At 64.9% G+C, this 24,728-nt stretch carries 24 protein-coding genes and 1 pseudogene; 14 read left to right on the top strand and 11 right to left on the bottom strand.

What is annotated here, in order from left to right; translation table 11 throughout:
• Positions 1 to 182: 182 nt before the first annotated feature.
• The gene (locus CH276_RS26640) at positions 183 to 536 is read right to left on the bottom strand and encodes a VOC family protein (protein WP_032393793.1); all 354 of its coding nucleotides are present in this window, start codon (positions 534 to 536) and stop codon (positions 183 to 185) included.
• Positions 537 to 657: 121 nt separating this feature from the next.
• Here CH276_RS26640 and CH276_RS26635 point away from each other — a divergent pair, with 121 nt between their 5' ends.
• Complete coding sequence (locus CH276_RS26635) at positions 658 to 1,446, top strand: RsiV family protein (RefSeq protein WP_094629785.1); 789 nt, start codon at positions 658 to 660, stop codon at positions 1,444 to 1,446.
• Positions 1,447 to 1,486: 40 nt separating this feature from the next.
• Complete coding sequence (locus tag CH276_RS26630) at positions 1,487 to 2,389, top strand: alpha/beta fold hydrolase (RefSeq protein WP_094629784.1); 903 nt, start codon at positions 1,487 to 1,489, stop codon at positions 2,387 to 2,389.
• 6 nt (positions 2,390 to 2,395) lie between these two features.
• On the opposite strand, the gene CH276_RS26625 is transcribed toward CH276_RS26630, so the two are convergent.
• The 4 genes from CH276_RS26625 to CH276_RS26610 are packed head-to-tail and all read right to left on the bottom strand — an operon-like array spanning position 2,396 to position 5,621.
• On the bottom strand, positions 2,396 to 2,719 hold the full coding sequence (locus CH276_RS26625) for a putative quinol monooxygenase (RefSeq protein WP_027498443.1): 324 nt from the start codon (positions 2,717 to 2,719) through the stop codon (positions 2,396 to 2,398).
• 46 nt (positions 2,720 to 2,765) lie between these two features.
• Entirely contained in the window at positions 2,766 to 3,791 is a 1,026-nt protein-coding gene (locus tag CH276_RS26620) for an NAD(P)-dependent alcohol dehydrogenase (protein WP_094629806.1), read from the bottom strand.
• Positions 3,792 to 3,796: 5 nt separating this feature from the next.
• Entirely contained in the window at positions 3,797 to 4,576 is a 780-nt protein-coding gene (locus CH276_RS26615) for an iron-sulfur cluster assembly protein (RefSeq protein ID WP_045198786.1), read from the bottom strand.
• 1 nt (position 4,577) lies between these two features.
• Positions 4,578 to 5,621, bottom strand: coding sequence for an amidohydrolase family protein (locus tag CH276_RS26610; protein WP_032394136.1), 1,044 nt, complete (start codon positions 5,619 to 5,621; stop codon positions 4,578 to 4,580).
• 155 nt (positions 5,622 to 5,776) lie between these two features.
• Between CH276_RS26610 and CH276_RS26605 the strand changes: the two genes are divergently transcribed.
• A complete protein-coding gene (locus CH276_RS26605) occupies positions 5,777 to 7,237 on the top strand; it encodes a GAF domain-containing protein (RefSeq protein ID WP_094629805.1) in 1,461 nt (486 codons plus the stop codon).
• Positions 7,238 to 7,255: 18 nt separating this feature from the next.
• Positions 7,256 to 8,209, top strand: a complete 954-nt coding sequence (ligD, locus tag CH276_RS26600; RefSeq protein WP_094629783.1) for a non-homologous end-joining DNA ligase — start codon at positions 7,256 to 7,258, stop codon at positions 8,207 to 8,209.
• A gap of 102 nt (positions 8,210 to 8,311) precedes the next feature.
• Here ligD and argG read toward each other — a convergent pair whose 3' ends face one another.
• Together argG and CH276_RS26590 are read right to left on the bottom strand one after the other, a co-directional pair.
• A complete protein-coding gene (gene argG, locus CH276_RS26595; protein WP_045198790.1) occupies positions 8,312 to 9,727 on the bottom strand; it encodes an argininosuccinate synthase in 1,416 nt (471 codons plus the stop codon).
• Positions 9,728 to 9,746: 19 nt separating this feature from the next.
• Positions 9,747 to 10,454 carry a FadR/GntR family transcriptional regulator gene (locus CH276_RS26590; RefSeq protein WP_045198792.1) on the bottom strand — a complete coding sequence of 236 codons (708 nt, stop codon included), beginning with the start codon at positions 10,452 to 10,454 and terminating at the stop codon, positions 9,747 to 9,749.
• Between the two features lie 99 nt (positions 10,455 to 10,553).
• On the opposite strand from CH276_RS26590, the gene aspA reads away from it, so the two are divergent.
• From aspA to CH276_RS26575, 3 genes are read left to right on the top strand one after another with little or no spacing between them, the layout of a single operon-like run.
• Positions 10,554 to 11,993 carry an aspartate ammonia-lyase gene (gene aspA, locus CH276_RS26585; RefSeq protein ID WP_032393800.1) on the top strand — a complete coding sequence of 480 codons (1,440 nt, stop codon included), beginning with the start codon at positions 10,554 to 10,556 and terminating at the stop codon, positions 11,991 to 11,993.
• A 4-nt stretch (positions 11,994 to 11,997) separates the two neighbouring features.
• Entirely contained in the window at positions 11,998 to 13,437 is a 1,440-nt protein-coding gene (locus CH276_RS26580; RefSeq protein ID WP_032393801.1) for an amino acid permease, read from the top strand.
• Positions 13,430 to 14,350, top strand: a complete 921-nt coding sequence (locus CH276_RS26575) for an asparaginase (RefSeq protein WP_230596608.1) — start codon at positions 13,430 to 13,432, stop codon at positions 14,348 to 14,350. Before CH276_RS26580 ends, CH276_RS26575 begins: the two co-directional genes overlap by 8 nt.
• A gap of 54 nt (positions 14,351 to 14,404) precedes the next feature.
• Here CH276_RS26575 and CH276_RS26570 read toward each other — a convergent pair whose 3' ends face one another.
• The gene (locus tag CH276_RS26570; protein ID WP_094629782.1) at positions 14,405 to 15,211 is read right to left on the bottom strand and encodes an MOSC domain-containing protein; all 807 of its coding nucleotides are present in this window, start codon (positions 15,209 to 15,211) and stop codon (positions 14,405 to 14,407) included.
• Between the two features lie 21 nt (positions 15,212 to 15,232).
• Between CH276_RS26570 and CH276_RS26565 the strand changes: the two genes are divergently transcribed.
• Entirely contained in the window at positions 15,233 to 15,805 is a 573-nt protein-coding gene (locus tag CH276_RS26565) for an isochorismatase family protein (RefSeq protein ID WP_045198798.1), read from the top strand.
• Here CH276_RS26565 and CH276_RS26560 read toward each other — a convergent pair.
• Positions 15,802 to 16,404: a hypothetical protein gene (locus CH276_RS26560; protein ID WP_094629804.1), complete on the bottom strand. Its 603-nt coding sequence runs from the start codon at positions 16,402 to 16,404 to the stop codon at positions 15,802 to 15,804. The genes CH276_RS26565 and CH276_RS26560 overlap by 4 nt on opposite strands.
• Before the next feature lie 60 nt (positions 16,405 to 16,464).
• Here CH276_RS26560 and CH276_RS26555 point away from each other — a divergent pair, with 60 nt between their 5' ends.
• A complete protein-coding gene (locus CH276_RS26555) occupies positions 16,465 to 17,871 on the top strand; it encodes a glucose-6-phosphate dehydrogenase (RefSeq protein ID WP_094629803.1) in 1,407 nt (468 codons plus the stop codon).
• A gap of 157 nt (positions 17,872 to 18,028) precedes the next feature.
• Positions 18,029 to 18,184, top strand: a complete 156-nt coding sequence (locus CH276_RS28670; RefSeq protein ID WP_155290781.1) for a hypothetical protein — start codon at positions 18,029 to 18,031, stop codon at positions 18,182 to 18,184.
• A gap of 57 nt (positions 18,185 to 18,241) precedes the next feature.
• On the opposite strand, the gene CH276_RS26550 is transcribed toward CH276_RS28670, so the two are convergent.
• On the bottom strand, positions 18,242 to 18,445 hold the full coding sequence (locus CH276_RS26550; RefSeq protein ID WP_032393804.1) for a PspC domain-containing protein: 204 nt from the start codon (positions 18,443 to 18,445) through the stop codon (positions 18,242 to 18,244).
• Between the two features lie 298 nt (positions 18,446 to 18,743).
• Here CH276_RS26550 and ppk2 point away from each other — a divergent pair, with 298 nt between their 5' ends.
• The 4 genes and pseudogenes from ppk2 (at position 18,744) to CH276_RS26535 (ending at position 22,687) form a co-directional block, all read left to right on the top strand.
• Complete coding sequence (gene ppk2 / locus CH276_RS26545) at positions 18,744 to 19,688, top strand: polyphosphate kinase 2 (protein WP_032393805.1); 945 nt, start codon at positions 18,744 to 18,746, stop codon at positions 19,686 to 19,688.
• Positions 19,689 to 20,126: 438 nt separating this feature from the next.
• A complete protein-coding gene (locus CH276_RS29140; protein ID WP_254924052.1) occupies positions 20,127 to 20,255 on the top strand; it encodes a hypothetical protein in 129 nt (42 codons plus the stop codon).
• Positions 20,256 to 20,660: 405 nt separating this feature from the next.
• Positions 20,661 to 21,494, top strand: a pseudogene (locus CH276_RS26540) (alpha/beta hydrolase family protein).
• 122 nt (positions 21,495 to 21,616) lie between these two features.
• Complete coding sequence (locus tag CH276_RS26535) at positions 21,617 to 22,687, top strand: alpha/beta hydrolase (RefSeq protein ID WP_254924051.1); 1,071 nt, start codon at positions 21,617 to 21,619, stop codon at positions 22,685 to 22,687.
• A gap of 3 nt (positions 22,688 to 22,690) precedes the next feature.
• Here the strand turns inward: CH276_RS26535 and CH276_RS26530 are convergent, their stop codons facing one another.
• Positions 22,691 to 24,724 (bottom strand): prolyl oligopeptidase family serine peptidase, encoded by a 2,034-nt coding sequence (locus tag CH276_RS26530; RefSeq protein WP_032393808.1) that lies wholly within the window; start codon positions 24,722 to 24,724, stop codon positions 22,691 to 22,693.
• Between the last annotated feature and the right edge of the window lie 4 nt (positions 24,725 to 24,728).

Genomic DNA, 24,728 nt, shown 5'->3' with positions numbered 1-24,728 from the left:
CACGCAAAACGCTCGGCTGGAAAACTCCAGCCGAGCGTTTACGTGATCTACTGACAGGCATCTGACCATCAGGTGTTGCGAGGACCCCTAGAATCCGCCTCTGCGGGGTCGGGCTTTTTCGCGTTCGAATCGGGTGCACTGGGCCGCGCCTGGCGCGGTGTGCTGCACCCGATTCGAAGCAGTCAGTCCCGGTGATACGCGATGTTGATGACGTTGCCGTCGGGAGCGCGAACGAAGAACCGGCGAACACCCCACGGTTCGGTCGTCAACGGATACACGATCTCGTAGCCCAACTTCTGGGCTTCGGTGTACGCGCCGTCGACATCGTCGGTGTGCACCGACATCACCGAATCCTCCGGTGCGCTGGCATCTTCGGTTACGAGTTGAACGCTGACCGGGCGGTCGGGCGACGTCAGCCGTGCAACCCAGCCCATGTCGAACTCCTCCGACCGCAGACCGAGAAACTCGGTGTAGAACGACTTGGCCGCGTCCACGTTCGGCACGCGCAGATTGGTGATGATGCTCCTGGTTCTCATCGAACTCCCTCCGAAACGTGGCCGGTCGAGACGAACCGAACGGTTCGACGCTAGCTGCGGAGTCGGTGCTCCGCAGTTGTTTCCTGTTGAGTGAGTCGACGCGCAGTGGTTAGGGTCGGTCATGACTCGCATTCGCTCGATGGCTGCCGCCCTTGCCCTGACAGCGGCCCTCGCGGGTTGTTCCACTTCGGGAACCGCCACGCCAGCGTCCGCGCCGACGACCTCCGACACACCGACCACGACCGAGCGCGCCGAGCCGACGAGTACAACTCCGCCCACCACGTCGAATGCCGCCGAGTCGTACGTCGTCGGCAGCACTCGGGTCACCGGATCCACGGAACATGCAACTTACGATGTCGCCATTCCGCAGCTCAGTGGTGGGGATCCCGCTGTGACGGCGGAGTTCAACGAGTCGATGCGGGCGGCCTTGCAGGACTTGATCGACGGCCACAACGGACAGGACTTCGCCCTCGGCGACGGCTACATGCCGAGCTCTACCTACGTCGGTAGGCGCGTGATCAGTTCCGAACAGATCACCGACTGGATCGCCGTGCCTGCCGGTGCCCATGGTGATTCGCTGATCTCGACCGTGACGATCGACGTCGACACCGCACAGCCGATCACCCTCGGTGACGCGTTCACCGATCTCGATGCCGGTCTGTCGAGGTTGTCCGAGCAAGCGGCGAAGATTCTTCCGACCACCCGGGCAGGCGAGAACTTCGAGCGCTCGGGCATCGAGCCGACGGTGGCCGACTTCGGCAACTGGACCGCATCACCGGAGGGGATGAACATTCACTTCGGTGACTACCAGGTGGGGGCCTATGGCATCGGCCTCATCACGATCACCGTCCCATGGACCGACCTGTCCGACGTTCTCGCGCCCGGCATGCAGGACGTGCTGAGCAGTTGACCCTCGGCGCATACCGCCACCGCAATGCGAGCATGGACTCATGATGATTCGCGCAGGAGTGTTGGATGTGGAGTTCGACCGCGTCGGCGATCCGTCCGGTCCCTCGGTGGTGCTGCTACACGGGTTTCCGTACGACCCACGCGGTTACGACGACGTCGCCAGACTGCTCGCCGAATCCGGATACGACGTGGTGGTGCCGTATCTGCGGGGCTTCGGACCGACCCGGTTCGTCGACGCCGACACGATGCGATCCGGAGAGCAGGCCGCGATCGGCCACGACCTGCGTGAGTTGATTCTCGCGCTGGAACTGAACGAGCCCATCGTCGCCGGCTACGACTGGGGTGGGCGAGCGGCGTGCGTCGTCGCCGCGATGTGGCCGGAGTTGGTGTCGGGCTTGGTGAGCGTGTCCGGCTACCTGGTCCAAGACATCGAAGCGGCAGTGTCGACGCCGGTGTTGCCGCACCTCGAGAAGCGGTACTGGTATCAGTACTACCTGCACTCCGAGCGGGGCCGGGTCGGGCTCGCGGCCCATCGCGCAGAGATCGCACAGACACTGTGGACGGATTGGTCGCCGACCTGGCGGTTCGGTGATTCCGAGTTCGCGGCCACCGCACCCTCGTTCGACAACCCCGACTTCGTGGACGTGTCCGTGCATTCCTACCGCCACCGCTACGGCGTCGAGGCCGGGGACCCGGCCTATGCAGCGACGCAGGAATCGCTGACCGAGCAACCGAGGATCACGGTGCCCACGATCGTGATCGATCCGACCGAGGACACCGTTGCCTCGCTGTACGGCAGCCCGGACCACGCGGCGCACTTCACCGATCTGATCGACGTTCGGCAGATCGACTGCGGCCACAACCCGCCGCAGGAACTGCCGGGACAGTTCGCCGACGCGGTCGTGACGCTGGGCCAGGTGGTCCGGGATCGAGAACGGAGCTAGAACGATCTAGTCGACGGCGAGTTCGCCCAATTCGTTCCAGTCGGTGCCGTCGACCTCTTGGCTGATGATCTTCGGTGTCTCCTGCAGGTACGGCGGGAGATCCTTCTGCGCCTGCTTGAAGTGATCCGAGTTCACGTGTGTCGCACCGGCATCGGGGTCCTTGAAGGCCTCCACCAGGACGTACTCGGTCGGGTCGTCGAGGGTGCGTGACCAGAAGTACCAGAGGCACCCCTCCTCGGCCTGGCAGGCTTCGGTGAAGTCGCGCGAAATCTCGGGCCAGTTGTCGGCGTGCTCGGGCTTGACCTTGAACTTGGCGGTGATGAAGATCAACGTTGCTCCTCGTTGTTGGGGTTGTGTCGGTGGTTACTACCCGATTTCAGGGTACGAGAATCGCGCGGCCGCGAACCCGTCCGTTGTCGAGGTCGTCGATGGCACTCTGAAAGTCGTCCAACGAGTAGGTCTGCGTATGCAGGTTCACGGCACCGCGCGCGGCGAGAGACATCAGATCGCACAGGTCGTTGTAGGACCCGACGAGGTTGCCGACGATGTTCTTCTCCGCCGACACCAGGTCGATGGTCGGCACGTCGACGTTCTCGCCGTAGCCGATCACGTGGTAGTCACCGGCCCGTCTGGTCATCGCCAATCCCTCTGCGGTGGAGCCATTTTCGCCGACGAAGTCGAGAACGACCTCGGCGCCGAATCCGTCCGTGAGCTCCATGACCTGGTCGATCTGGCTGCCGTCGGCGACCACCGCGTGATCGGCACCGAGAGTCAGGGCGAGCTTGACGGCATCGGCGTTGCGGTCGATGACGATGAGCTCCGCGGGCGACAGCGCCTCGAGCACCTGGATACCGATGTGGCCGAGGCCGCCTGCACCGATGACGACGCATTTGTCGCGTGGAGTCAGCCGCCGGGCCGCTTTGGCGGCGGCGTGGTACGCCGTCAGGCCTGCATCGGCCAGCGCTGCCACCGCGGACGGTTCGAGCGAATCGTCGATCTTCACCACTGTCCTGGCGTTGGTCCGCAGATAGTCCGCGTACCCGCCGTTGGTGTCGATCCCGGGGAAATCACTGCTCTCGCAATGCACGTCGTCACCGGACCGGCATGCCCGACACAGTCCGCACGTGACCAACGGATGCAAGATCACCTTGTCGCCCTCGCGGACGTTGGTGACGGCCGAACCGACCGCGTGCACCCATCCGGCGTTCTCGTGCCCGATCGTGTACGGCAGTGTGACACCGGACTTCTCGGCCCACTGGCCTTCGAGGATGTGCAGATCGGTGCGGCACACGCCTGCCCCGCCGATCTTCACGATCACGTCGAGAGGGCCTCGAACCTCGGGAATCGGTACCTCGGTCATCTCCAGATTCTTGTGATACCCGACCACCTGGACGGCGCGCATCGTGCTCATCGTGACTGCTCCTGTGTTGTGGTGTGCTGGACGGTGAGGGAGGTGAGGGGGATGAACGCGCCCTCCTCGCGAGGGACTTGCTGTTCTTCCGCGCCGGGGTAGCGAGTCTGCAGCAACCCACGACAGAAGTGCGCGTTGCCGTCGATCGAGACGCGGGTGGCGCGGGCGCGCCGCATCACCATCGTCAGATCACCGGTGTGTGGGCGACCGGTGTGGTCGACCAGAGCCGGAGCGGCCGGGTCGATTCTCAGCCCGAGTGCCTCACGGCGACGAAGCAGAGCGGTCGACGTGCGATCGTCCGCGAGATCCCCGAGAACCACTGCGGCCAAGTCGTTCTCGGTCGCACCGGGATTCGCTCGCAGCCACCCCTGGAGAGAACGTTCCATCGCCGCCACATACGCCTTGCGGCGGAACGTCGCTCGTAACTCCTCGAGGTCCTCCTCGGCTTCGTGGCCGAAGGTGCCTCGATATCCCGCGTCGGCGGCGAGGCCTGCGTTGATCTTGTCCGAGTCGTGGTGATCGTCCAGTTCGACGAGAACATGCTCGGTCCACGGCAGTGCCGTCAGCACGTCCTTCGCATCCCCCGACATGAGGTACGCGAAGTTCGGCGAGCAGAACGACGTGGGCAACCGCAGATGAACGTGGACGGTGCTCTCGTCGACCTCGAGGGATCGGACGAAGCCGAGATCGGTGATGGGCTCGTCCAATTCGGGATCCAGGACGACACCGAGGGCGGCGTAGGCCTCGTCCTTCCTGGTGGTCGTGGCAGTCGTCATCTCACACCGCCGCGAGGTCGGCGCGCTCGGGCTGACGCGGTCCGGTCTCGGTCTCGTCGGCGTCGGGCAGCTGCAGCTCTGCAGGGACCTCGATGTCGTAGAGCTTGGCGGCGTTGAGTCCGAGCACCTTCTTCTTCTGCTCGAGCGTGATGGGAGCGTATTCGTCGAGGGACTCGTGGATCTGGAAGTCGACGAATCCTTCGACCAGCCACTTGGGCGTCCACAGTGCGTAGTCGGAGGAGAAGAAGATGCGGTCCTCGCCCAGCCAGTACAGCAGCTCACCCATGATCTGGCCGAAGTACTTCGGACGTGTGTGCATGAACGGAATGGCCACCGCGAGACCGGCGTACACGTTGGGTTCCTGGGTCGCGATCCAGCAGAAGTCCTCGAGCCGGGGCAGTCCGCAGTGCTCGACGACGAAGTTCAGATCGGTGAAGTCGGTGGCCACGTGGTCCACGTCCGCTACGTCGAACGCATCTCGATCGAGCGGACGGATCGTCGGCCCCTTGTGCACGTGGATGTTCTTGATGCCGACTTCGCGGCAGACCTCGAGGTAGCGCCGCGTCCAGTCGTCGTCGAGCTTGTAGCCGCGGGAATCGCCGTGCCACTCGGCGGTGTAGAGCTTGACGCCCTTGAGTCCGAAGCGCTCGGCGTCGGCTCGCAGCTGGTCGAGGCCACGTTCGCCGTTGCGCGGATCGAAGTGGTGGTTGTAGGTCAGCTTGTCCGGGTGCGCGGCGGCCAACGCCGACGCCTCCTCGGTCTGTCCGAACCCGTTGTTGTAGAACTCGCCGAGGTGGGCGGGCTGGAAGATGGCGTGATCGACGTAGCCGACCTCGAACAGGTCGTGCATCAGGCGCTCGCCACCCTGGTAGAGGTACTCGTCGTACGTCCACAGTTCGCTCTCGGGAGAGAGGTTGCGGTGGTAGTCGTAGAAGCAGTCGATGAACTGCTTGCCGTGGATGTTGCGCTGGTTCTGCTCCCGCGCGTCCCACAGAGCGATGTGAGCGTCGACGATGAAGAACTTCTCGCCATTCTTGGTGTACATGCGGTGTGCCTCCCGGATGGTGCGATACGTGACGTGCGTCACGTCGTTATGGGAACGACGGTAGGTCCGAATCGAGCCGGCGTCGCGGCCTCGGCGTCTCAATTCGAGACGCTGCCCCGGCACAGATGGCGACATGCGAATGTAACCTGGATCACATGGCAGATTCCGGGGGTCTCTCGCGAGCCCGACTCCACTCGGAGCCGCTCGCTGCCGTCTCGCATCGGCTCCTCGCGTCCTGGCACCGGAGCCAGCGGTACGGGGTGTCGCTCGACGAGGTTGCTCCGGTCTTCTCGGGAACCTACGACGACGAGTCCCTGTTCTACCGATGCGGCCGCGAGGTGCTCAACGGTTTGCGCGACACGTTGGCGAACGAACCGGTGTCGATGATGCTCACCGACGCCGACGGTCTCGTGTTGGACCGAGTCAGCGCCGATCGCGATCTGCTGGCCGCGCTCGACCGTGTGCATCTGGCGCCCGGCTTCTCGTATGCGGAGGACCAGGCCGGTACCAACGGCCTGGCGCTGGCGCTGGCGGATCAGGTGCCCGCAGTGGTGAGGGCGGACGAACACTACTCGCTCTCGCTCGCCGGCTACACGTGCGCGGCTGCGCCGGTCCTCGATCCCCTCACCGGCAGGGTGGAGGGCTGCGTCAATCTGACCACCTGGTCGGAGTCGTCGTCGGATCTGCTTCTGGCCCTTGCGCAGTCGGCGGCAGGCAACACCTCGGCGATGATGCTCGCGCGGGCACAGGGTCAGCATCCACGGCCTGCTCCGCGCGGTGAGGTGTTCCGGGTCGAGACCGCTCACAGCGGGCCGGGATCGGGCATCCTCGACGACCTCTCTGCGGGCTGGCGTAGTGCGCTGGGTTCTGCGGAAGCTGCTCTGGCCGAACATGGTTCGGTTCTCATGGTCGGAGAGCCGGGATCGGGCCGGGCCACCGTGCTCGCTCGCGCACTGCGCGCGGCACGCCCGCGCGGCCGCATCCTCAGCGCCGGAGCACCGGCAGCCCGCGACGTCGACGCCTGGCTCGACCTCTGGACGCCCGAGCTGCCGAAACCCGATACGGCAGTGATCATCCGCGATGTCGACAGGCTTCCCGCGCGTGCAGCCGACGCCCTCGCCGAACTGATCCGCCGCGCCGGCCACGGCGTACCCGTCACCGTCACGGCGTCGAACTACGACGACGTGCCCCCGGCACTCGCGGGACTGCTGCGCACCGTGGTCGAGGTACCGCCGCTGCGAAACAGGCCCGACGACATCGCCCCGCTCGCCCTCCATCTGGCCGGTCGAGTACGCGGCCGCCAGGTCACGCTCACCCCTGCTGCCGAGCGAGCGCTGCGCGAACATCCGTGGCCGGGCAACGTCGGTGAGCTGGCCACGGTGATGCACAAGGCAGCCGTCCGCGCCGACGTCATCGGAGTCCACCATCTACCGCCGGAGGTGCTTTCGCGCACCACCCATCGGCTCACCCGCATCGAGACGTTCGAGCGCGACGAGATGATCCGCGTGCTCTCTCGCCCCGGCATCACCATGAACGACGCGGTCGAGGAACTCGGGATGAGTCGAGCGACCATCTATCGCAAACGCGACCGATACGGCATCACGCTTCGTTCTTGATCGCTTACCCTCGACCTCATGGCCAGTAGCTCTCCGTCGATCGAGTTACCGGTCGGTGACCGCATCGTCCGCATCTCCAACCCCGAGCGTGTGTACTTCCCCGAAAGCGGAGCCACCAAGCTGGATTTGGTGAACTACTACCTGAGCGTGGGCGACGGCATCGTGCGGGCGCTTCGGGAGCGCCCGTGCATGATGCATCGCTTTCCCAAGGGACTGGCCGGTGACAAGGTGCACCAGAAGCGGGTGCCGAACGGCGCGCCGCCGTGGCTCGAGACCGTGCAGGTGACGTTTCCCCGCTACAACCGCACCGCGGACGAGCTGTGCGTGACCGAACTGGCGCACGTGGCCTGGGCGGTGCAGATGTCGACCGTGGAGTTCCATCCGTGGAACAGCCGCCGCGCCGACGTCGAGATGCCCGACGAGTGGCGCATCGACCTCGATCCGATGCCCGACTGTTCCTTCGACCGGGTCCGACGCGTGGCCGGGGTGGTTCAGGAGGTGCTGAGTGATCTCGGGGCCGTCGGCTGGCCCAAGACCTCCGGCGGCCATGGTCTGCACATCTACGTTCGGATCGACCCGGCCTACGGCTTCAAGGACTTGCGAAGGGCTGCACTGGCTTTCGCGCGTGAGGTCGAGCGCCGCGCACCCGAGGACGTGACGACGACGTGGTGGCGCAAGGACCGCGACCCGTCGAAACTGTTCGTCGACTACAACCAGAACGCCCGCGATCACACCATCGCCAGCGCGTATTCGGTGCGCGGGAATCAGCAGGCGACGGTGTCCACGCCTATTTCGTGGGACGAGGTTGCCGACGTCGATCCGCGCGAGTTCACGATGTTCACGGTGCCGGCCAGATTCGCCGAGTTGGGGGACCTGCACGCGGGCATCGACGATGCGGTGTTCGCGATCGACGAGCTACTCGAGTGGGCGGAGCGCGACGAGCACGAGGGTTTGACGGAGCCCGAGGAGTAGCCGAACTCGAAGTTGTGGACGGAAATCGGCGGAAATCCGTCCATAACTTCGAGTTCGGCGGGGCAGGAGTGGAGCCTGCGGAACGACCCAGTTGGCCAGCAGCTAGTCGGTGCCGGACTCGATGGCGGCGTGGTCGAGTGCCGAGGAGTCCACGGAACCGTCGGGGCCGCTGGCGGCGATGGCGTCGGCACCGCCTGCGGGCAGTTCGCCGATGAGCTCGCCCCAGGCCGTGAGCTGGTTCTGCGCGGCGTACTGCTCGAGCTTGCTGCGTGAATCGGCGATGTCGAGGTTGCGCATCGTGAGTTGACCGATGCGGTCGCCGGGGAAGAACGCCTGGCCCTGGCTGCGTTCCATGGACAGCTTCTCGGGGTGGTAGCTGAAGTTGCTGCCCTGGGTGTCGACGATCGTGAAGTCCTGGCCGCGGCGCAGTCGCAGTGTCACGCTGCCGCTGACGACGTTGCCGACCCACCGCTGCAGGCCCTCGCGCAGCATCAGTGCCTGCGGATCGAACCAGCGTCCCTCGTACAGCAGACGGCCGAGTCGACGGCCTTCGTTGTGGTACGAGGCGACGGTGTCCTCGTTGTGGATGGCGTTGACGAGGCGCTCGTAGGTGATGTGCAGCAGTGCCATTCCGGGAGCCTCGTAGATGCCGCGGCTCTTGGCTTCGATGATGCGGTTCTCGATCTGATCGCTCATGCCGAGGCCGTGGCGTCCACCGATGGCGTTGGCTTCCATGACGAGGTCGACGGGGCTGTCGAAGCTCTTGCCGTTGATCCGGACCGGTCGACCCCGCTCGAACTCGACGGTGACCTCCTCGGGCGCGATGTCCACCTCGGGGTCCCAGAACCGAACGCCCATGATGGGGCTGACGATCTCGAGTGACGTGTCGAGGTATTCGAGCTTCTTCGCCTCGTGGGTGGCACCCCAGATGTTGGCGTCGGTGGAGTACGCCTTCTCGGCGGAATCTCGGTAGGGGAGGGTGCGCTGGGTGAGCCACTGCGACATCTCGTGGCGGCCGCCGAGCTCGGCGACGAACGCCTCGTCGAGCCAGGGCTTGTAGATCCGCAGCTGCGGGTTGGCGAGCAGGCCGTAACGGTAGAACCGCTCGATGTCGTTGCCCTTGTACGTCGATCCGTCGCCCCAGATCGAGACGCCGTCCTCGGCCATCGCGCGCACCAGCATGGTGCCGGTGACTGCGCGGCCGAGCGGGGTGGTGTTGAAGTACGTCTGCAGTGACGAGCGAATGTGGAACGCGCCGCAGGTCAGTGCCGCCAAACCCTCCTCGACGAGCGGCTCACGGCAGTCGATGAGCCGCGCCTGCTCGGCCCCGTAGGCCAGGCCGCGCTCGGGCACATCGGACAGGTCCGGCTCGTCGTACTGGCCGATGTCGGCTGTGTACGCGTAGGGGATCGCCCCGTGCTCGCGCATCCACGCGACAGCCACCGAGGTGTCGAGACCGCCGGAGAATGCAATGCCGATTCGTTCGCCGACCGGGAGAGAGTTCAATACCTTCGTCACGGCAAGCAGCCTAGTAGTACTACCGATCGGCCCGATCGGCGAGCGACTCCACGGCACCCCGGACGGCATCGAGATGCGCGGTCATCGCGCGGGCTGCGGCGTCGTACTCGCCCGATCGGATGCCGTCGACGATGGCGTCGTGTTCGACGTTGGACTGTTGCTGCCGATGTGCGACCAGGTTGAGGGTCTCCGATTGCCGCGTCAGGGCATCCCGGATGTCGACGATGATCGCCTCGAACACGCGATTCTTGCTCGCCCGCGCGATCGCGGTGTGGAACTGCGCGTCCAGCAGAACCCAGGCCTCGTGGTCGTCCTCCGAACGCATTTCGTCCGCCAGGCCGGCGAGCACCGCCAACTCTTCGTCGGTGCGTCGCTCCGCGGCCCAGCCGGCGGCGGGAATCTCCACGTGCGGGCGGGCCTCCATGAGTTCGCGGGCCGCGTAGTTGCCGATGTCGAGGTCGTTTCCGACGCGGTCGCGAATCACGAACGTGCCCAGGCCCGTCTTGGTCTCGGTCAGGCCGAGGGCGTGGCAGGAGCGCAGTGCCTCACGAATGACGGAGCGGCTGACGCTGTGCCGGGCGGCAAGGGCCGCCTCGGACGGCAACTTCTGGCCGACGGGGAGCTCGCCCGACGCGATGGCCGCGCGCAGGTCTGCGAACACCGCCTCGGCCGCGCTCATCCGGGCATTCGTGGGCGCACTGACTGCCCAGCTGTCCGACAGGTTCATGACGTGATCCTAGCGTGGGGTTGACCGATGAGGTGTTCTGCGCCACACTCTACCTGTCAGACAGCCGGACAGCTGGACACCCTCACCTAGGAGCGCACCGTGGCCGATACCCGCATCGAGAAGGATCTTCTCGGGGAACGCGAAATCCCGAACAGCGTGTATTGGGGAATCCACACCCTGCGCGCCCTCGAGAACTTCCCCATCACCGGGCGTCCGATCTCCACCAACGCGCACCTCGTTCGCGGACTCGCCGCGGTGAAGTGGGCCGCCGCGTCGGCCAATCAGGATCTCGGAATTCTCGATGCCACCCGCGGGGAAGCGATCCGTACGGCGTGTCAGGAAATTCTCGACGGTCAGTGGCACGAGGAGTTCGTCGTCGACGTCATCCAGGGTGGCGCGGGCACCTCGACCAACATGAACGCCAACGAGGTCATCGCCAACCGCGCCCTGGAAATTCTCGGGCACCCGCACGGCGACTACAGCATGCTGCACCCCAACGAGCACGTGAACGCGTCGCAGTCCACCAACGACGTGTACCCGACGTCGGTCAACATCGCGACCGTCTTCGCCGTCCACGAGCTGATCGCCTCGATGAAGGTGTTGCGAGACTCGTTCGGCCGCAAGGCAACCGAGTTCGCCACCGTCGTCAAGATGGGCCGCACGCAGCTGCAGGATGCAGTGCCGATGACCCTCGGCCAGGAGTTCGGTACCTACGCGGTCATGATCGACGAGGACTGCTCGCGACTCGAGGAAGCGGCACTGCTGGTGCACGAGATCAACCTCGGAGCCACCGCCATCGGCACCGGACTGAACGCTCCCGCCGGATACACCGAATCGGCCGTCGCACATCTGCGGACCATCACCGGCCTGCCTCTGGTGACCGCGACGGATCTGATCGAGGCAACGCAGGACGTCGGTCAGTTCGTGCACCTGTCCGGCGTTCTCAAGCGCGTCGCGGTGAAGCTGTCGAAGATCTGCAACGACCTCCGGCTGTTGTCCTCCGGGCCGCGGGCGGGCTTCAACGAGATCAATCTGCCTCCGATGCAGGCGGGTTCGTCGATCATGCCCGGCAAGGTCAACCCCGTCATCCCCGAGGTACTCAACCAGGTTGCCTACGAGGTGATCGGTCACGACGTCACCATCACCATGGCGGCAGAGGCGGGACAGTTGCAGCTCAACGCATTCGAGCCGATCATCGTCAAGTCCCTGTCCGACGGTATGGCGCACCTGAGCGCCGCATGCCGAACCGTCGCGCATCGGTGTGTCGACGGCATCACCGCCAACGTCGACCTGCTGCGTGAACGCGTGGAGAACTCCATCGGCCTGATCACCGCGCTGAGCCCGTATCTCGGATACGTGGAATCGACTGCTATTGCCCAGGAGGCGTTGGTCAGTGGTCGAAACGTGGTCGACCTCGTTCTCGAGAAGGGTCTGTTGGCCCGGGACGAACTGGATCGACTCCTGAGCCCCGAGCACCTCGCGAATCTGCGGGTGGCTCCCACCGAGCATTCTGTTGCTCCCGAGACGTCGACGAGGTAGCGCGATGAGTACAGAGAACCGGAGTGTCGACACCGCCAAGGCCTTCAGTGAAGAAGACCTGGGCTACCGAAAAGAGCTGGCCCCTCGCCAGATCCAGATGATCGCCATCGGCGGCGCGATCGGCACCGGACTGTTCATGGGCGCGGGCGGGCGACTGCGCGACGCCGGACCTGCCCTGGTTCTGGTGTACGCGCTGTGCGGATTCTTCGCCTTCCTGATTCTGCGCGCACTGGGTGAGCTGGTGATGCACCGCCCGTCGTCGGGATCCTTCGTCTCGTATTCGCGCGAATTCTTCGGCGAGAAAGTCGCTTTCGCGGCCGGCTGGCTGTACTGGATGAACTGGGCGATGACAGCGGTGGTCGACGTGACGGCCGTGGCGCTCTACATGAACTTCTTCAAGAAATACTGGGCTCCACTCGGCAACGTCGATCAATGGGTCTTCGCGCTCGCAGGCCTGGTGCTCGTGCTCGGGCTGAACCTGGTGTCGGTCAAGGTGTTCGGTGAGCTGGAGTTCTGGTTCGCGCTCATCAAAGTCGTCGCACTGGTGACTTTCTTGGCCATCGGCACCTATTACGTCATCTTCGGCACTCCCATCGACGGACAGGAGCCGGGTCTGAGCGTGCTCACCGACAACGGCGGGCTGATTCCCAACGGACTGCTGCCTGCCATCGTGGTGATCCAGGGAGTGGTGTTCGCCTACGCCTCGATCGAGCTGGTCGGCACTGCGGCCGGTGAGACGCAGAATCCCGAGAAGGTGATACCGAAGGCGATCAACACCGTCATCATCCGTATCGTCGTGTTCTACGTCGGCTCGGTGCTGCTGCTGTCACTGCTGTTGCCGTACACCGCTTATCGGGCCGGTGAGAGTCCGTTCGTGACGTTCTTCGGAGCGATCGACGTCGAAGGCGCGGACGCGATCATGAACCTCGTCGTCCTCACCGCAGCGTTGTCCTCCCTCAATGCCGGGCTGTACTCGACCGGACGCATCCTGCATTCGATGGCGGTCGCCGGCTCGGCCCCCTCGTTCGCCGCGCGGATGAACAAGTCGGGTGTGCCGTACGGCGGCATCGCACTGACGTCGGTGGTGACACTGCTCGGTGTCGTGCTCAACGCCGTGGTTCCGGCGCAGGCCTTCGAGATCGTGCTGAACCTTGCCGCTCTGGGCATCATCAGCGCCTGGGCCGTCATCGTGGCGTGTCAGTTGAAGTTCTGGTCGCTGTCGAGAACCGGTGCGGTCACCCGACCTGCGTTCAAGCTCTTCGGTGCCCCGTACACCGGATACGCAACGCTAGGCTTCCTGGCGTGTGTACTCGTGCTGATGGCCTTCGACAAACCGGTCGGTACCTGGACGGTGGCGTCGATCCTGCTCATCGCGCCGATGCTCGTCGGAGGATGGTTTCTGTGCCGCAAGCGAATTCGAGAGGTGGCGGCGCGCAGTGACTGAGGAGTGGAGCCTGCAGGAACGACCGGAGAGCGCCGAGCATGTCGCCTTGTTGACCACAGGCGGCACGATTGCCAGCAGTCGCGACGAGCACGGTGTCTCTCGTCCGGTCGCCGGCATCGGGGTCGATGTCGACGGTGTTCGGGTGCACGAGGTGATGTCGAAGGACAGCTCGGCGTTGGACTTCGCCGATCTCGACACCATTCGCACTGCGGTCGCGGACGCGCTGGCCGAGGACGGATGCGCCGGAGTGGTGGTGTTGCACGGCACCGACACCATGGAGGAGTCGGCGCTCTACGTCGATCTGTTCCACGACGACGAACGTCCGGTGGTCTTCACCGGTGCACAGCGCACGGCCGATCATCCAGATCCGGACGGCCCGAGCAACATCGCCGCGGCGGTGGCGGCCGCGCAGTCCGAGCCCGGTGTTCTGATCGCGTTCGGCGGTCGCTTGCTGCCGGCGCGCGGCGCGATCAAGAAGCACACCACCGAACTCGATGCCTTTCGGTCGGCGGCGCTGCCTCGGCCGAAACCCCTGCAGTGGAAGCCCATTGCCGGGATTCGCGTCGACATCGTCGCCCTCTATCCCGGGGCCGACGGACTGCAGATCGACACGTGCCGCGAGGCCGGGGCGTCGGGCATCGTGCTCGAGGCGACGGGTTCGGGCAACACCAACGCCCGCGTCGTCCATGCGGTGAAGGAGGCAGTGGCCGCCGGGGTGCACGTGGTGGTCACGACGCGGGTTCCGTTCGGCGAGACCTCGCCGACGTACGGCGGCGGTGGGGGTGGCCACGATCTCCTCGATGCGGGTGCGGTGTTCTCCCGCGAACTGCGGGCGGGGCAGGCGCGGATCCAGTTGGCGGCGCTGATTGCCACCGGAGCGAGTGACGTGGTTGTCCACAATTCCTTCGCGTGAGCGGAAACCCGCCCACGGAACCGAAAAGTGGACACTCAGCACACCACAGCCGAGCTACAGCTCCGACTCGCCCCAACTCGCGACGTGTAGCTCGTCCCCGACGGTCACCGTGCCGTCCTGCACCACCGAGAACTTCGACCCGAAGGCGACGCCCTTCTGCCGACCGCGGCGGTAGTCGCCGAGCGTGCGCAGCGGTTCCGGACCGGTGCGCACACCGGTGGACTGCTCGACCGTGGTGACGGCGCAGCGTATGGCAAGTTTGGTGTAGGCCAATCGCGCCCCGCCGATGGTCACGTCCCGCACCTCGTCTTCCCGGTGCGGGGAGTCCCAGCCGTCGACGACGATGTTGGGGCGGAAGCGATCCATCGGCAGCGGGACGTCGAGGCGGGAATTGAGCCCGGCCAAGGTGGCGGTCGAGAGGATGTGCACCGCAGAGCTGTCGGCGAATTGTGCTGATCCTGGCCGGATTCCGTCGGTGACGCGGTCGAGGTCGCGCGGTGCGGCGACGAGGCGTGAGGGTTCTCCGATGACGTCGGTGAGCCAGTCGGCGACATCGTCGCCCTGATCGATCCCGCGCATCGGGCTGCGGAACATCGTGATGTCTCGCGCCGCGGAATCGCGGTCCACCGACACGGTCACCGAGCCGGAGGTGTCGTGCTCGAGCGTCAACGTTCCGTCGCCCACCGAACAGCGGACGACCGCGAGCACGGGGTCGGTGCGTTGACTGCGGAATGCGCCGTCCGCATCGACGATCATGAACGATCGATCGTGTTCGAGGCCGGTGGCACTCACCTGGGCGGCATCCAGCACGGCACCGGCACATCCTTTGACGGGGTAGGTCACCAGAGACGACACGCGCACCCGTCGAGGATACTGGGATCCATGACTCGTGCTCTGTTGGTAGTGGATGTGCAGAACGACTTCACCGAGGGCGGCGCGCTTGCGGTGACCGGCGGCGCGGAAGTCGCGCGCAGGATCAGCGCGTACCTCGCGCGCCACGGGGACGAGTACGACCTCGTGGTCTCCTCGCGAGATTGGCACGACGCGGAAGGCGACAACGGCGGGCACTTCGCCACCGACGCCGCCCCGGACTTCGTCACCACGTGGCCGGTGCACTGCGTCGCGGGCACCGTCGGAGCCGAGTATCACCCCGATTACGCGACCGGTTCGGTGGACGTCCACGTCTACAAGGGTCAGGGCAAACCGTCGTACTCGGCATTCGAGGGTGTCACCGACGACGGGACGTCCCTCGCCGAGATACTCACCGCCAACGAGGTCACCGACATCGACGTCGTCGGGCTTGCGACCGACTACTGCGTTCTGGCTTCGGCGAAAGACGCTGTGGCCGAGAAGCTCGACGTCCGTGTTCTCACCGACCTCGTCGCGGGAGTTGCGCCGGAGTCGTCGGCCGCTGCCCTCGACGATCTGCGGGCGTCCGGCGCCGTGGTGGTCTAACTGTCGATCGTCGTGGTGATGGATGTGACCGACGGTGCCGCCGGGGTGCTGCCGAATCCGAAGGTCACCGGGGGAGTGACCGGGGTCAGTGATCCGAGGTCCTCGCCCTGCCACGAGGCCTGCACGTCGGTGACGCGGTGTTGGTGCCTGGCACCGTAGTACTCACGTCGGCCCCCGCCCGCGCTGCCGCGGGTGCGGACTCCGCGCAGTATCACTCGGGCGATGGGATCGCTGATCGCGCAGAACCACGGTGCTGTCGACACCGCGTCGGGGACGAGGCTCAGTGCGCGGCCGAGCACGGTGGGTCCGGCAACGCGGATTCGCACGGACAGGTCACCCGCTGTCACCGACCGCCAACCGTCCTGCTGAGCGGTGAATGTCACCGGTACGAGTTCGGTGGCGTCGAAGGTGTATGTGGCGGTGACGAATTCCCGAACGTCCTCGTCGGGCGCGACGAGCAGGCGTCTGCCGTCCGCGAATTGGATCATGACGTCGGTGAATTCTCCGAGCGGCGATCGCGTCCAATGCCCGACGACGATGCGCACGCCGGACGTTGTGCCTACCCCGTAGATCTCACCGTGAAACCGTGATCTGGTCATCATGCACTCTCACTCGTCGGCACTGTGCGCGCCCAAACTGTGCGGTGCATAGTGGAGGTCATGGCGTCCTCGCAACCCACTGTATTCGTCCTTTTCGGCGCAACCGGAGACCTCGCGAAGCGAATGGTCCTGCCGTCGTTCTACCAACTCCATCTCGAAGGCCTGCTCCCGGAGAAATGGGTCCTGATCGGCAACGGCCGCAAGGACACCTCCGACGACGAGTTCCGCGATCACGTACGCAGCGTCCTCGACGAGTTCGCCGAGAATGTGGCCGAGGACGATTGGACGACGTTCTCCGAGCGAATCCGCTTCGCGGGCAACGGCTTCACCGTCGACGATCCCGGTAAGTTGCCCGAGGTCGTCGCCGACGCGAAGAAGGACGTCGGCGACGACGCCCAGCTGGTGCATTACATCGCTCTGCCGCCGAGCACCTTCGTCGACTACACGAAGGCCTTGGGAGCACACGATCTGGCCGACGGCTCCCGGGTGGTCTACGAAAAGCCCTTCGGTACCTCGCAGAGCAACTTCGAGGAACTCGACAAGGCCGTGCACGAGGTGGTCGAGGAAAACCAGGTCTATCGCATCGATCACTTCCTCGGCAAGGAGGCGACGCAGAACCTCCATGTGCTGCGGTTCGCGAACGGCATGATCGGCGGAATCTGGAACTCCGAACACGTCGCGCAGGTACAGATCGACGTCCCCGAGACGCTCGACATCGACGACCGGGCCGAGTTCTACGACGCCACCGGTGCCGTGTTGGACATGCTCGTCACCCACCTGTTCCAGGTCGCCGCGGAGGTCGCGATGGAGCCGCCCGCATCGCTGAAGGCCGAGGATCTGCAATCGGCGCGTGAGACCGTGATCGGGCAGTTCCGGCCGCTGGACACCGGCGAGGTGGTTCTCGGTCAGTACGACGGCTACCGCGATGTCGAGGGCGTCGCCGACGATTCGAAGGTCGACACGTTCGTCGCGGCGAAGTTGTGGGTCGACACCGACCGGTGGCGCGGAGTCCCGTTTCTGCTCCGCACCGGAAAGATGTTGGGCGTGGGCCAGCAGCGCGTGTCGTTGGTGTTCGGTAAACCGGCCGACAGTCCGCTCACCGAACTGCCCGAGGACGGCACTGTGCTCTCGTTCGACCTCTCGGGTGACGGCAGCATCGACATCGCCATGACGGTCAAGGAACCGGGCCCGGATTTCGATCTGTCGGTGGGGCATCTGGCGCTGCCGCTGAAGTCGGTGCCCGACGCCGAGCCGCTGAGCCCGTACGCGCGCTTGATCCTCGATGTGCTCAGTGGAGACCGGTCGTTGTTCACCAGGCCGGACGGTCTGGCGCACGTCTGGGACGTCGCCGCCCCGTTGCTGAGCAACCCGCCCGAGGTGAAGAGCTACGCGCCCGGATCGATGGGACCCGCCGAGGCCGACGAGCTCGCCGGACCGTGCGGCTGGTTGATCACCGGACAGGAGTAGTTCGCGCGCAACCGCGCGGAAGTTTTTTCCGGCAACAAACGGGGAGCGGGACTTTTTCGGGCAAACGGCGGATCGGACAGAACGGGCGCGTTATATTTCTGCCGCCCGGTCCAATCTTCAACCAGGCCTCGTCGTTTCTCCGAAAGGTGCTCACTCCATGCTTCTCGATCTCATCACCGGTCTGCTCGGCGGCGGCACCGAAGGCGGCGGCCTCGGCGGAATCATCACCGACGGCATCGCTGCAGGCATCTCCGACGCGATCACCGAGCTCTTCACCGGAAGCGCCGAAGGACTCTCCAGCGTCGCCGAGTAGTCGGTCGCGGGGCCCCGGACCTGTTGTCGAGGTCCGGGGCTTCGTCGCGTTCGGGCTTCATCGGAGCGGCATCAACATCAACGCCGCGAGGTAGATCAGCACGACGGTGCCGCCGGTCAGGACTGCGCCGGCAACGGTCGCGAGTCGGACGATGTTGACGTCCCAGCCGAAATATTCGGCAACTCCGCCGCATACACCTCCCATCATCTTCTGCGAACTCGACCTGGTGAACTCTCTGGGGGAACCGCTCTCGAATGTCATGCTGAAAAGTCTGCATCAGCAACACCTTTCGGCGCATCGGGGATTTCACCCATATCGACCCCGACAAACGAACGGTCCGAAATCGGCGCTCGAACAAGATCGTCGACTTTTCCGGGCAGACCCCTGGACCTACCGCTGTGACGGCCGATACGGTCGCACGAGATCGGCGAGTTCACGAGCAGGCGCTACCCGGTCCGTCCCCCTTGCGGACCGGGTGGTGCCTGCGGTGAAACCGGATGCATCGGGTGTTCACCGAACCGACATGGATCGGTCACCGATGAGCACTAACTTTCGGCCCATGACCGACAACGATCTCCGCAACGGCACGGCTGCGCGTACCAACCTGAGCGACCTGCTCGACATCACGACAGCCGTGGATCTTGCCGACACGTCGGGCTTCACCGTCGACGACTCCGATGACGACGATCCGGTACTGCTGACCGTCCCCGACGGCCACGTCGTCGACACCTGGCGCGAGAACTACCCGTACGACGAGCGTATGACGCGTGCCGAGTACGAACTGGAGAAGCGTCTTCTGCAGATCGAACTCCTCAAGTTGCAGATGTGGACCAAGGAGACCGGGCGACGGCACGTCATCATCTTCGAGGGCCGAGATGCCGCCGGTAAGGGCGGCACGATCAAGCGATTCATGGAACACCTCAACCCGCGCGGTGCCAGCGTGGTCGCGCTGGAGAAGCCGTCGGCTCGTGAGTCGACCGAGTGGTACTTTCAGCGCTACATCGCACATCTGCCCGCGGCCGGGGAGATCGTCATGTTCGACAGGTCCTGGTACAACCGGGCGGGCGTCGAGCGGGTCATGGGGTTCTGCACCGACGAGCAGCACGCTCAGTTCGTTCGGCAGGCACCGCTGTTCGAGCAGATGCTCGTCGACGAGGGCATCAGCTTGACCAAGTTCTGGTTCTCGGTGTCGCAGCACGAGCAGCGCACCCGCTTCGCCATCCGGCAGGTCGACCCGGTGCGGCAATGGAAGCTCTCGCCCATGGACCTTGCCTCGCTGGACAAGTGGGATGCCTACACCGCGGCGAAGGAGGAGAACTTCCGTGCCACCGACACCGATGTCGCGCCGTGGACGGTCGTCAAGAGCAACGACAAGAAGCGGGCTCGCATCAACGCCATGCGCTTCGTGCTCAACAAATTCGACTACGCGAACAAGGATTCCGAAATAGTCGGTGAAACAGACCCTCTGCTCGTGGGGCGCGCGAAAGACGTGATCGGCGAGTAGTTTTGCCGCGTAATATGGTGCAATCTCCGGTAAGTCGTTGCGGTAGTGGATCTTCGATGTCTCGAGTTGGTACCGGGCTATGCACCGTCATCGTCGGTGCGGTAGGAACGAACGAGGTCGTATTGCCTACGGCTGTCCTTGCACACGAGCAACAGGAGTTCTCATGGGTTCAGCAGCGCAGTTCATCTCCGACATCGCCACCGGCGTCTACGACGGCATCGTCGACGCGATCGTCGATCAGATCGTCGGCGTGCTGACGTCGGGTAGCGCGGCGTAGTTCGTCCGTGTCGACCGTGGCCGTGACCGTTCGTCGGGGGCGGCCACGGTCGGTACCGTCACCGTTTTGTGACACCGCACCAAGATTTTCGACTTTTACTGTTGTTTCCGTGTACAAACCGAGACCGACTGCGGTACAAATCTTCTTGCAGAGATCATCGCGTGACATCCGTCACAGGCGATCTGCACACCCCCCTCGAAGAAGGAGTATTTCGCATGTCCGCTGAACTCGGTGACCTCCTCGCAATTTTCCTCCAGCTCTTCTCGGGAATCAGCTCCTCCTCGGACTGACCGACCGCCGCGCCGTTGGGCCTGCGGCCCAACGGCTGCACGGATCTCTACGTCCGATGAACTCGTGACGGTTCGCGATGCTGGCCAGGCATCGAATCCCCCTCTCTCGAAGGAGTTTTCATGGAGTTGCTCGCAATCCTGCTGCAGTTGCTCGCTCTCGGTAGCTCGGAAGGTAGCGGCTCGGCCGTCGAAATCCCCGGCCTGCCCTCCTGACTCATGACTTCCTGATTCACGGCTTCGAGCCGGGTCCGCATCGTCGGGCCCGGCTCTCGTCGTTCGACGTGCATTCGTTGGAGATGTCATTCGTTCGACCGAAAAGATCTGCACCACTCGATGATTGGCCGGCGATCCGGTGAACACGAGCCCTGGGGGGAGGCATGGTTGCACCCGTCATAGGGTGAGCCGATGCAGACGGTTCCGATTCAGATGCCCGACGGTTCGACCGTGCCGGTGTCACTGTTCCCCGGTGAGGGCCGTGACGATGCACCCGTGATCGTCGTTCTTCCCGGCCTCGGCATTCCCGGTGGCTACTACCGGCTGTTCGCCGAGGCTCTCGTCGCGCGCGGTTTCCATGCTGCGATCGGCGATCTCCGGGGTCAGGGGGACAGCGTGCCGAAGCCGAGTTCGGCGAGTCGCTACGGCTAGCAGGAACTGGTTTCGGTCGACTTCCCGGCGATATTCGAGGTGGTTCGCGAGCAGTTCCCGGAAGCGACGCCGTTCCTGCTCGGCCACAGCATGGGCGGCCAGCTCGGTGCGATGTACGCCGCCCGCATCAGGGGCAGGCTCGGCGGACTGATCCTGGTGGCGTCGGGTTCGCCCTACCACCGCGGATTCGGCACCACCCGCGGCGTCCCGCTGTACGTGGGTGCCGCAGCGATGGCGATCACCAGCAGCATCGCCGGGTTCTGGCCGGGAGATCGGATCGGTATCGGCGGGTTCGGCCGTCAGTCGAGGGTTCTGATCGACGACTGGTCCCGGTTCGCGCGGAACGGGACGATCGAACCGGCGGGAGCGGACATGGACTACGAGGAACGGATGGGCCGTCTGACGCTTCCGGTGCTCGCAGTCACCATCGAAGGCGACGACCTCGCACCCCGTGGCTCGATGGACAATCTCGTACGCAAGCTTGCCCGTGCCGAAGTCACCTCGGTGCACGTCGACGAGCCACTCGGACACAACGGGTGGATCCGTAGCCCCACGGCGGTCGCCGACCTCGTGGCGGAGTGGATGCATCGCTGACGGGTTCGGATCCGAACTGGGTAATCCACAGGTTTTCGTACGTTTACACATGCTTCTGGTTCGTTTTGGTGTACAAAGTCTTTGAACCAACAATTGTGTGAACGACGATAGCGAGCACGACTATGAGCGGCCTGGGGGATTCTGTTCGTCGAATCGGTGGTGGGGAGCAGTTTCTCCGATCGAGGGCGCTACGCAGAGTGGTCGTCGTATGTGTGGTGGCCTGCGCCGCGGCGGTGGCGCACCCGCTCGCCTCCGCGACCCCGGCCGACGAGACGTCCGGTCCGACGGAGTCGTACGTGGTGCGCACCGAGGTGACCGACGACGTCGCCATGACGGCATTCGTTCACTCGGCCGCGATGGACCGGACGATCCCACTGAAGATTCTGCGATCTCCCGATCGGACGGCTCCGAGCCCCACGCTGTACCTGCTCAACGGCGCGGGCGGCGGACTCGACGGAATGGACTGGTACACCCAGACCGATGTCGTGTCGTTCTTCGCCGGCAAGAACGTCAATGTGGTGACCCCGGTCGGAGGGGCCTACTCCTACTACACCGACTGGCAGCAGGACGATCCGAGGCTCGGGCGCAACAAGTGGGAAACCTTCCTGACCGCCGAACTCCCACCGCTCGTCGACGATCTGCTCGATACCAACGGCCGCAACGCAATTGCCGGTATCTCGATGGCCGCGACCTCGGTCCTGAACCTGGCCGCTCACCACCAGGGGCTCTACCGTGCCGTCGGTTCCTACAGCGGATGCGCGTCGACCACCGACGCGTTGGGCCGGGCTTACGTCAAGACGGTCGTGTCCATGGCGCTCGGCGCGAACGTCACGAACATGTGGGGGCCGGACGATCATCAGGACTGGGTACGCAACGATGCGGTGATCAATGCCGAAAAGTTGCGTGGCACAGCGCTGTACATCTCGAACGGCAGCGGGCTGGCGGGAGCATCGGACACCCTCGACGGTACGAACCCCAACGGAACCGGCTTCGTGTTGCTCAACCAGATGGTCGTGGGCGGTGCCATCGAGGTGGCGACCGGAGACTGCACTCGCAGGTTGAAGACGGCCCTCGAGCAGCTCGACATCCCGGCCCACTTCGAGTTGCGTGACCGCGGCACCCACTCGTGGGGTTACTGGCAGAACGATCTGCACGATTCCTGGCCGATGTTCGAGGACGCTCTCGCTGCCTGACCGTCAGCTACGAGCGAGGTGTCGCCACAGAAACTCGTAGGTCAACGCGGTCTTGAACGCCAACTGCGCGTTGTCCGACGCCCCGCCGTGCCCACCTTCGATGTTCTCGTAGTAGCTGACGTCGTGGCCGAGTTCGGCCAATCGAGCCGCCATCTTGCGTGCATGTCCGGGATGGACGCGATCGTCGCGGGTCGACGTGGCGATCAGAATCGGCGGATACCGACGTTCGGATGCGGCGACGACGTTCTGGTAGGGGGAGTACTGCGAGATGAACTCCCACTCGTCCGCGTCGTCGGGGTTGCCGTACTCGGCCACCCAGGACGCCCCCGCGAGCAACAGGTGGTACCGCTTCATGTCCAGCAGCGGGACCTGACATACCAACGCGCCGAACAGTTCCGGGTACTTCGTCACCATGATGCCCATCAACAGACCGCCGTTGCTCCCGCCTTGCGCGGCCAACTGCTCGGTGGTGGTGATGCCGCGGGTGACGAGGTCGCGCGCGACGGCGGCGAAGTCCTCGTGCACCAGATGGCGTCCGGCGCGCAGGACCTGGGTGTGCCAGGACGGCCCGTACTCTCCGCCGCCGCGGATGTTCGCGACGACGTAGGTGCCGCCACGTTCGAGCCACGCCCGTCCGGTCGCACCGCTGTAGCCGGGCGTCATCGAGATCTCGAAGCCGCCGTAACCGTAGAGCAGTGTCGGTCCGGGACCGGAATCGGCGCGTCGGACGACGAAGTAGGGGATGTCGGTACCGTCGTCGGACCGTGCGAAGAACTGTTCCACCGTCAGGCCGTCGGCGTCGAAGAACGCCGGAGCCTGCTTGAGAACTTCGAGTTCACCGCCCACGGTGCCCACCAGTAATGTCGCCGGAGTGAGATAGCCGGACGAGGAGAGGAAGAACTCGTCACCGTTCTCCTCGGCGTCGGTTCCGATGATCTCGGTGGAGGTCAGATCCGACAACCCGTCGATCGTGCCGGTTGCCCACTCCTTCTCGCCGGGGGTGAGGACGTGCAACTGCGTCCGTACGTCCTGCAAGGTCACCAGCAGCAGGTGATTCTCGGTCCAGGCGTACTGGTGCAGGGAGGTGTGCGCATCGGGAGCGAAGAGAACGGTGAGAGCGATCGTGCCGGAGACGAACTCGTCGAAATCCGCAGCGAGCAGTGCGCCGGCCGGATAGGTTTCGTCGCCCACCGTCCACGGCGTCATCGTGCGAACCAGCAACCAGTTCTCGTGCACCGAGGTCGACGCGTCGGTGGGCGTCGGGATCCGGGTCAACGTGGACCCGTCGAGCACGTAGGTCTCGGAGTTGTAGAAGTCGGTGGCGCGCTGGACGAAGTCGCGTTCGAAGCCGGGGGTGCGATCGTGCCAGGCGGAGATCGAGATGTCCTGTGCCGCACCCTCGTACACGGTCTCGGCCTCGTCGACCGAGGTACCGCGATGCCACCGCTTCGTGATGCGCGGATAGCCCGACTCGGTGAGCGAGCCCGGTCCGAAATCCGTTCCGACGAAGACGGTGTCAGCGTCGATCCACCCGATGTCCGTCTTTGCCTCGGGTAGGGCGAATCCGCCGTTCTCCGGGGCGCGGAAGGTGCGGGAGTCCAGATCGAACTCGCGGACCACCGTTGCATCGGCGCCGCCGCGAGAGAGCGTCACCAGAGCCAGCCGTTGATCGGGGCGCAGCACCTGAGCGCCACCCCACACCCAGTTCTCGTCCTCGCTCGCGGCCAGCGCATCGAGATCGAGCAGCACGTCCCACGCCGGATTCTCGGTTCGGTACTCGTCCATCGTGGTTCGACGCCACAGGCCGCGGACGTGTTCGGCGTCGCGCCAGAAGTTGTACAGAAATCGTCCGCGCCGACGGGCGTACGGAATGCGCGCGTCGGTGTCGAGAATTTCTCGGATGCTCGCCTCGGTGGCCTCGAACGCCGTCCCGCTCAGCGCCTCGACCGTCACCTCGTTCTTCTCGCGCACCCACGCGAGCGCAGCGTCGCCGGTGACGTCTTCGAGCCAGAGGTACGGGTCGTCCGAGATTGCCATTCCA

The sequence above is a fragment of the Rhodococcus sp. 06-470-2 genome (genome assembly GCF_002258235.1).
Classification (GTDB): Bacteria; Actinomycetota; Actinomycetes; order Mycobacteriales; family Mycobacteriaceae; genus Rhodococcoides.
Note: the sequence above shows the minus strand (reverse complement) of the source record. Positions and strands in the feature narration are given on the sequence as shown.

Bases quoted from the DNA above. Each gene is read 5' to 3' on its own strand.
- CH276_RS26605 (WP_094629805.1), top strand. From the start codon at position 5,777: ATGGCAGATTCCGGGGGTCTCTCGCGAGCCCGACTCCACTCGGAGCCG.
- CH276_RS26620 (WP_094629806.1), bottom strand. From the start codon at position 3,791: ATGCGCGCCGTCCAGGTGGTCGGGTATCACAAGAATCTGGAGATGACC.
- CH276_RS26565 (WP_045198798.1), top strand. From the start codon at position 15,233: ATGACTCGTGCTCTGTTGGTAGTGGATGTGCAGAACGACTTCACCGAG.
- CH276_RS26630 (WP_094629784.1), top strand. From the start codon at position 1,487: ATGATGATTCGCGCAGGAGTGTTGGATGTGGAGTTCGACCGCGTCGGC.
- CH276_RS26550 (WP_032393804.1), bottom strand. From the start codon at position 18,445: ATGACATTCGAGAGCGGTTCCCCCAGAGAGTTCACCAGGTCGAGTTCG.
- ligD (WP_094629783.1), top strand. From the start codon at position 7,256: ATGGCCAGTAGCTCTCCGTCGATCGAGTTACCGGTCGGTGACCGCATC.
- CH276_RS26590 (WP_045198792.1), bottom strand. From the start codon at position 10,454: ATGAACCTGTCGGACAGCTGGGCAGTCAGTGCGCCCACGAATGCCCGG.
- CH276_RS26560 (WP_094629804.1), bottom strand. From the start codon at position 16,404: ATGACCAGATCACGGTTTCACGGTGAGATCTACGGGGTAGGCACAACG.
- CH276_RS26535 (WP_254924051.1), top strand. From the start codon at position 21,617: ATGAGCGGCCTGGGGGATTCTGTTCGTCGAATCGGTGGTGGGGAGCAG.
- CH276_RS26580 (WP_032393801.1), top strand. From the start codon at position 11,998: ATGAGTACAGAGAACCGGAGTGTCGACACCGCCAAGGCCTTCAGTGAA.
- ppk2 (WP_032393805.1), top strand. From the start codon at position 18,744: ATGACCGACAACGATCTCCGCAACGGCACGGCTGCGCGTACCAACCTG.
- CH276_RS26615 (WP_045198786.1), bottom strand. From the start codon at position 4,576: ATGACGACTGCCACGACCACCAGGAAGGACGAGGCCTACGCCGCCCTC.
- CH276_RS26555 (WP_094629803.1), top strand. From the start codon at position 16,465: ATGGCGTCCTCGCAACCCACTGTATTCGTCCTTTTCGGCGCAACCGGA.
- CH276_RS26640 (WP_032393793.1), bottom strand. From the start codon at position 536: ATGAGAACCAGGAGCATCATCACCAATCTGCGCGTGCCGAACGTGGAC.
- CH276_RS26635 (WP_094629785.1), top strand. From the start codon at position 658: ATGACTCGCATTCGCTCGATGGCTGCCGCCCTTGCCCTGACAGCGGCC.
- CH276_RS26530 (WP_032393808.1), bottom strand. From the start codon at position 24,724: ATGGCAATCTCGGACGACCCGTACCTCTGGCTCGAAGACGTCACCGGC.
- CH276_RS28670 (WP_155290781.1), top strand. From the start codon at position 18,029: ATGCTTCTCGATCTCATCACCGGTCTGCTCGGCGGCGGCACCGAAGGC.
- CH276_RS26610 (WP_032394136.1), bottom strand. From the start codon at position 5,621: ATGTACACCAAGAATGGCGAGAAGTTCTTCATCGTCGACGCTCACATC.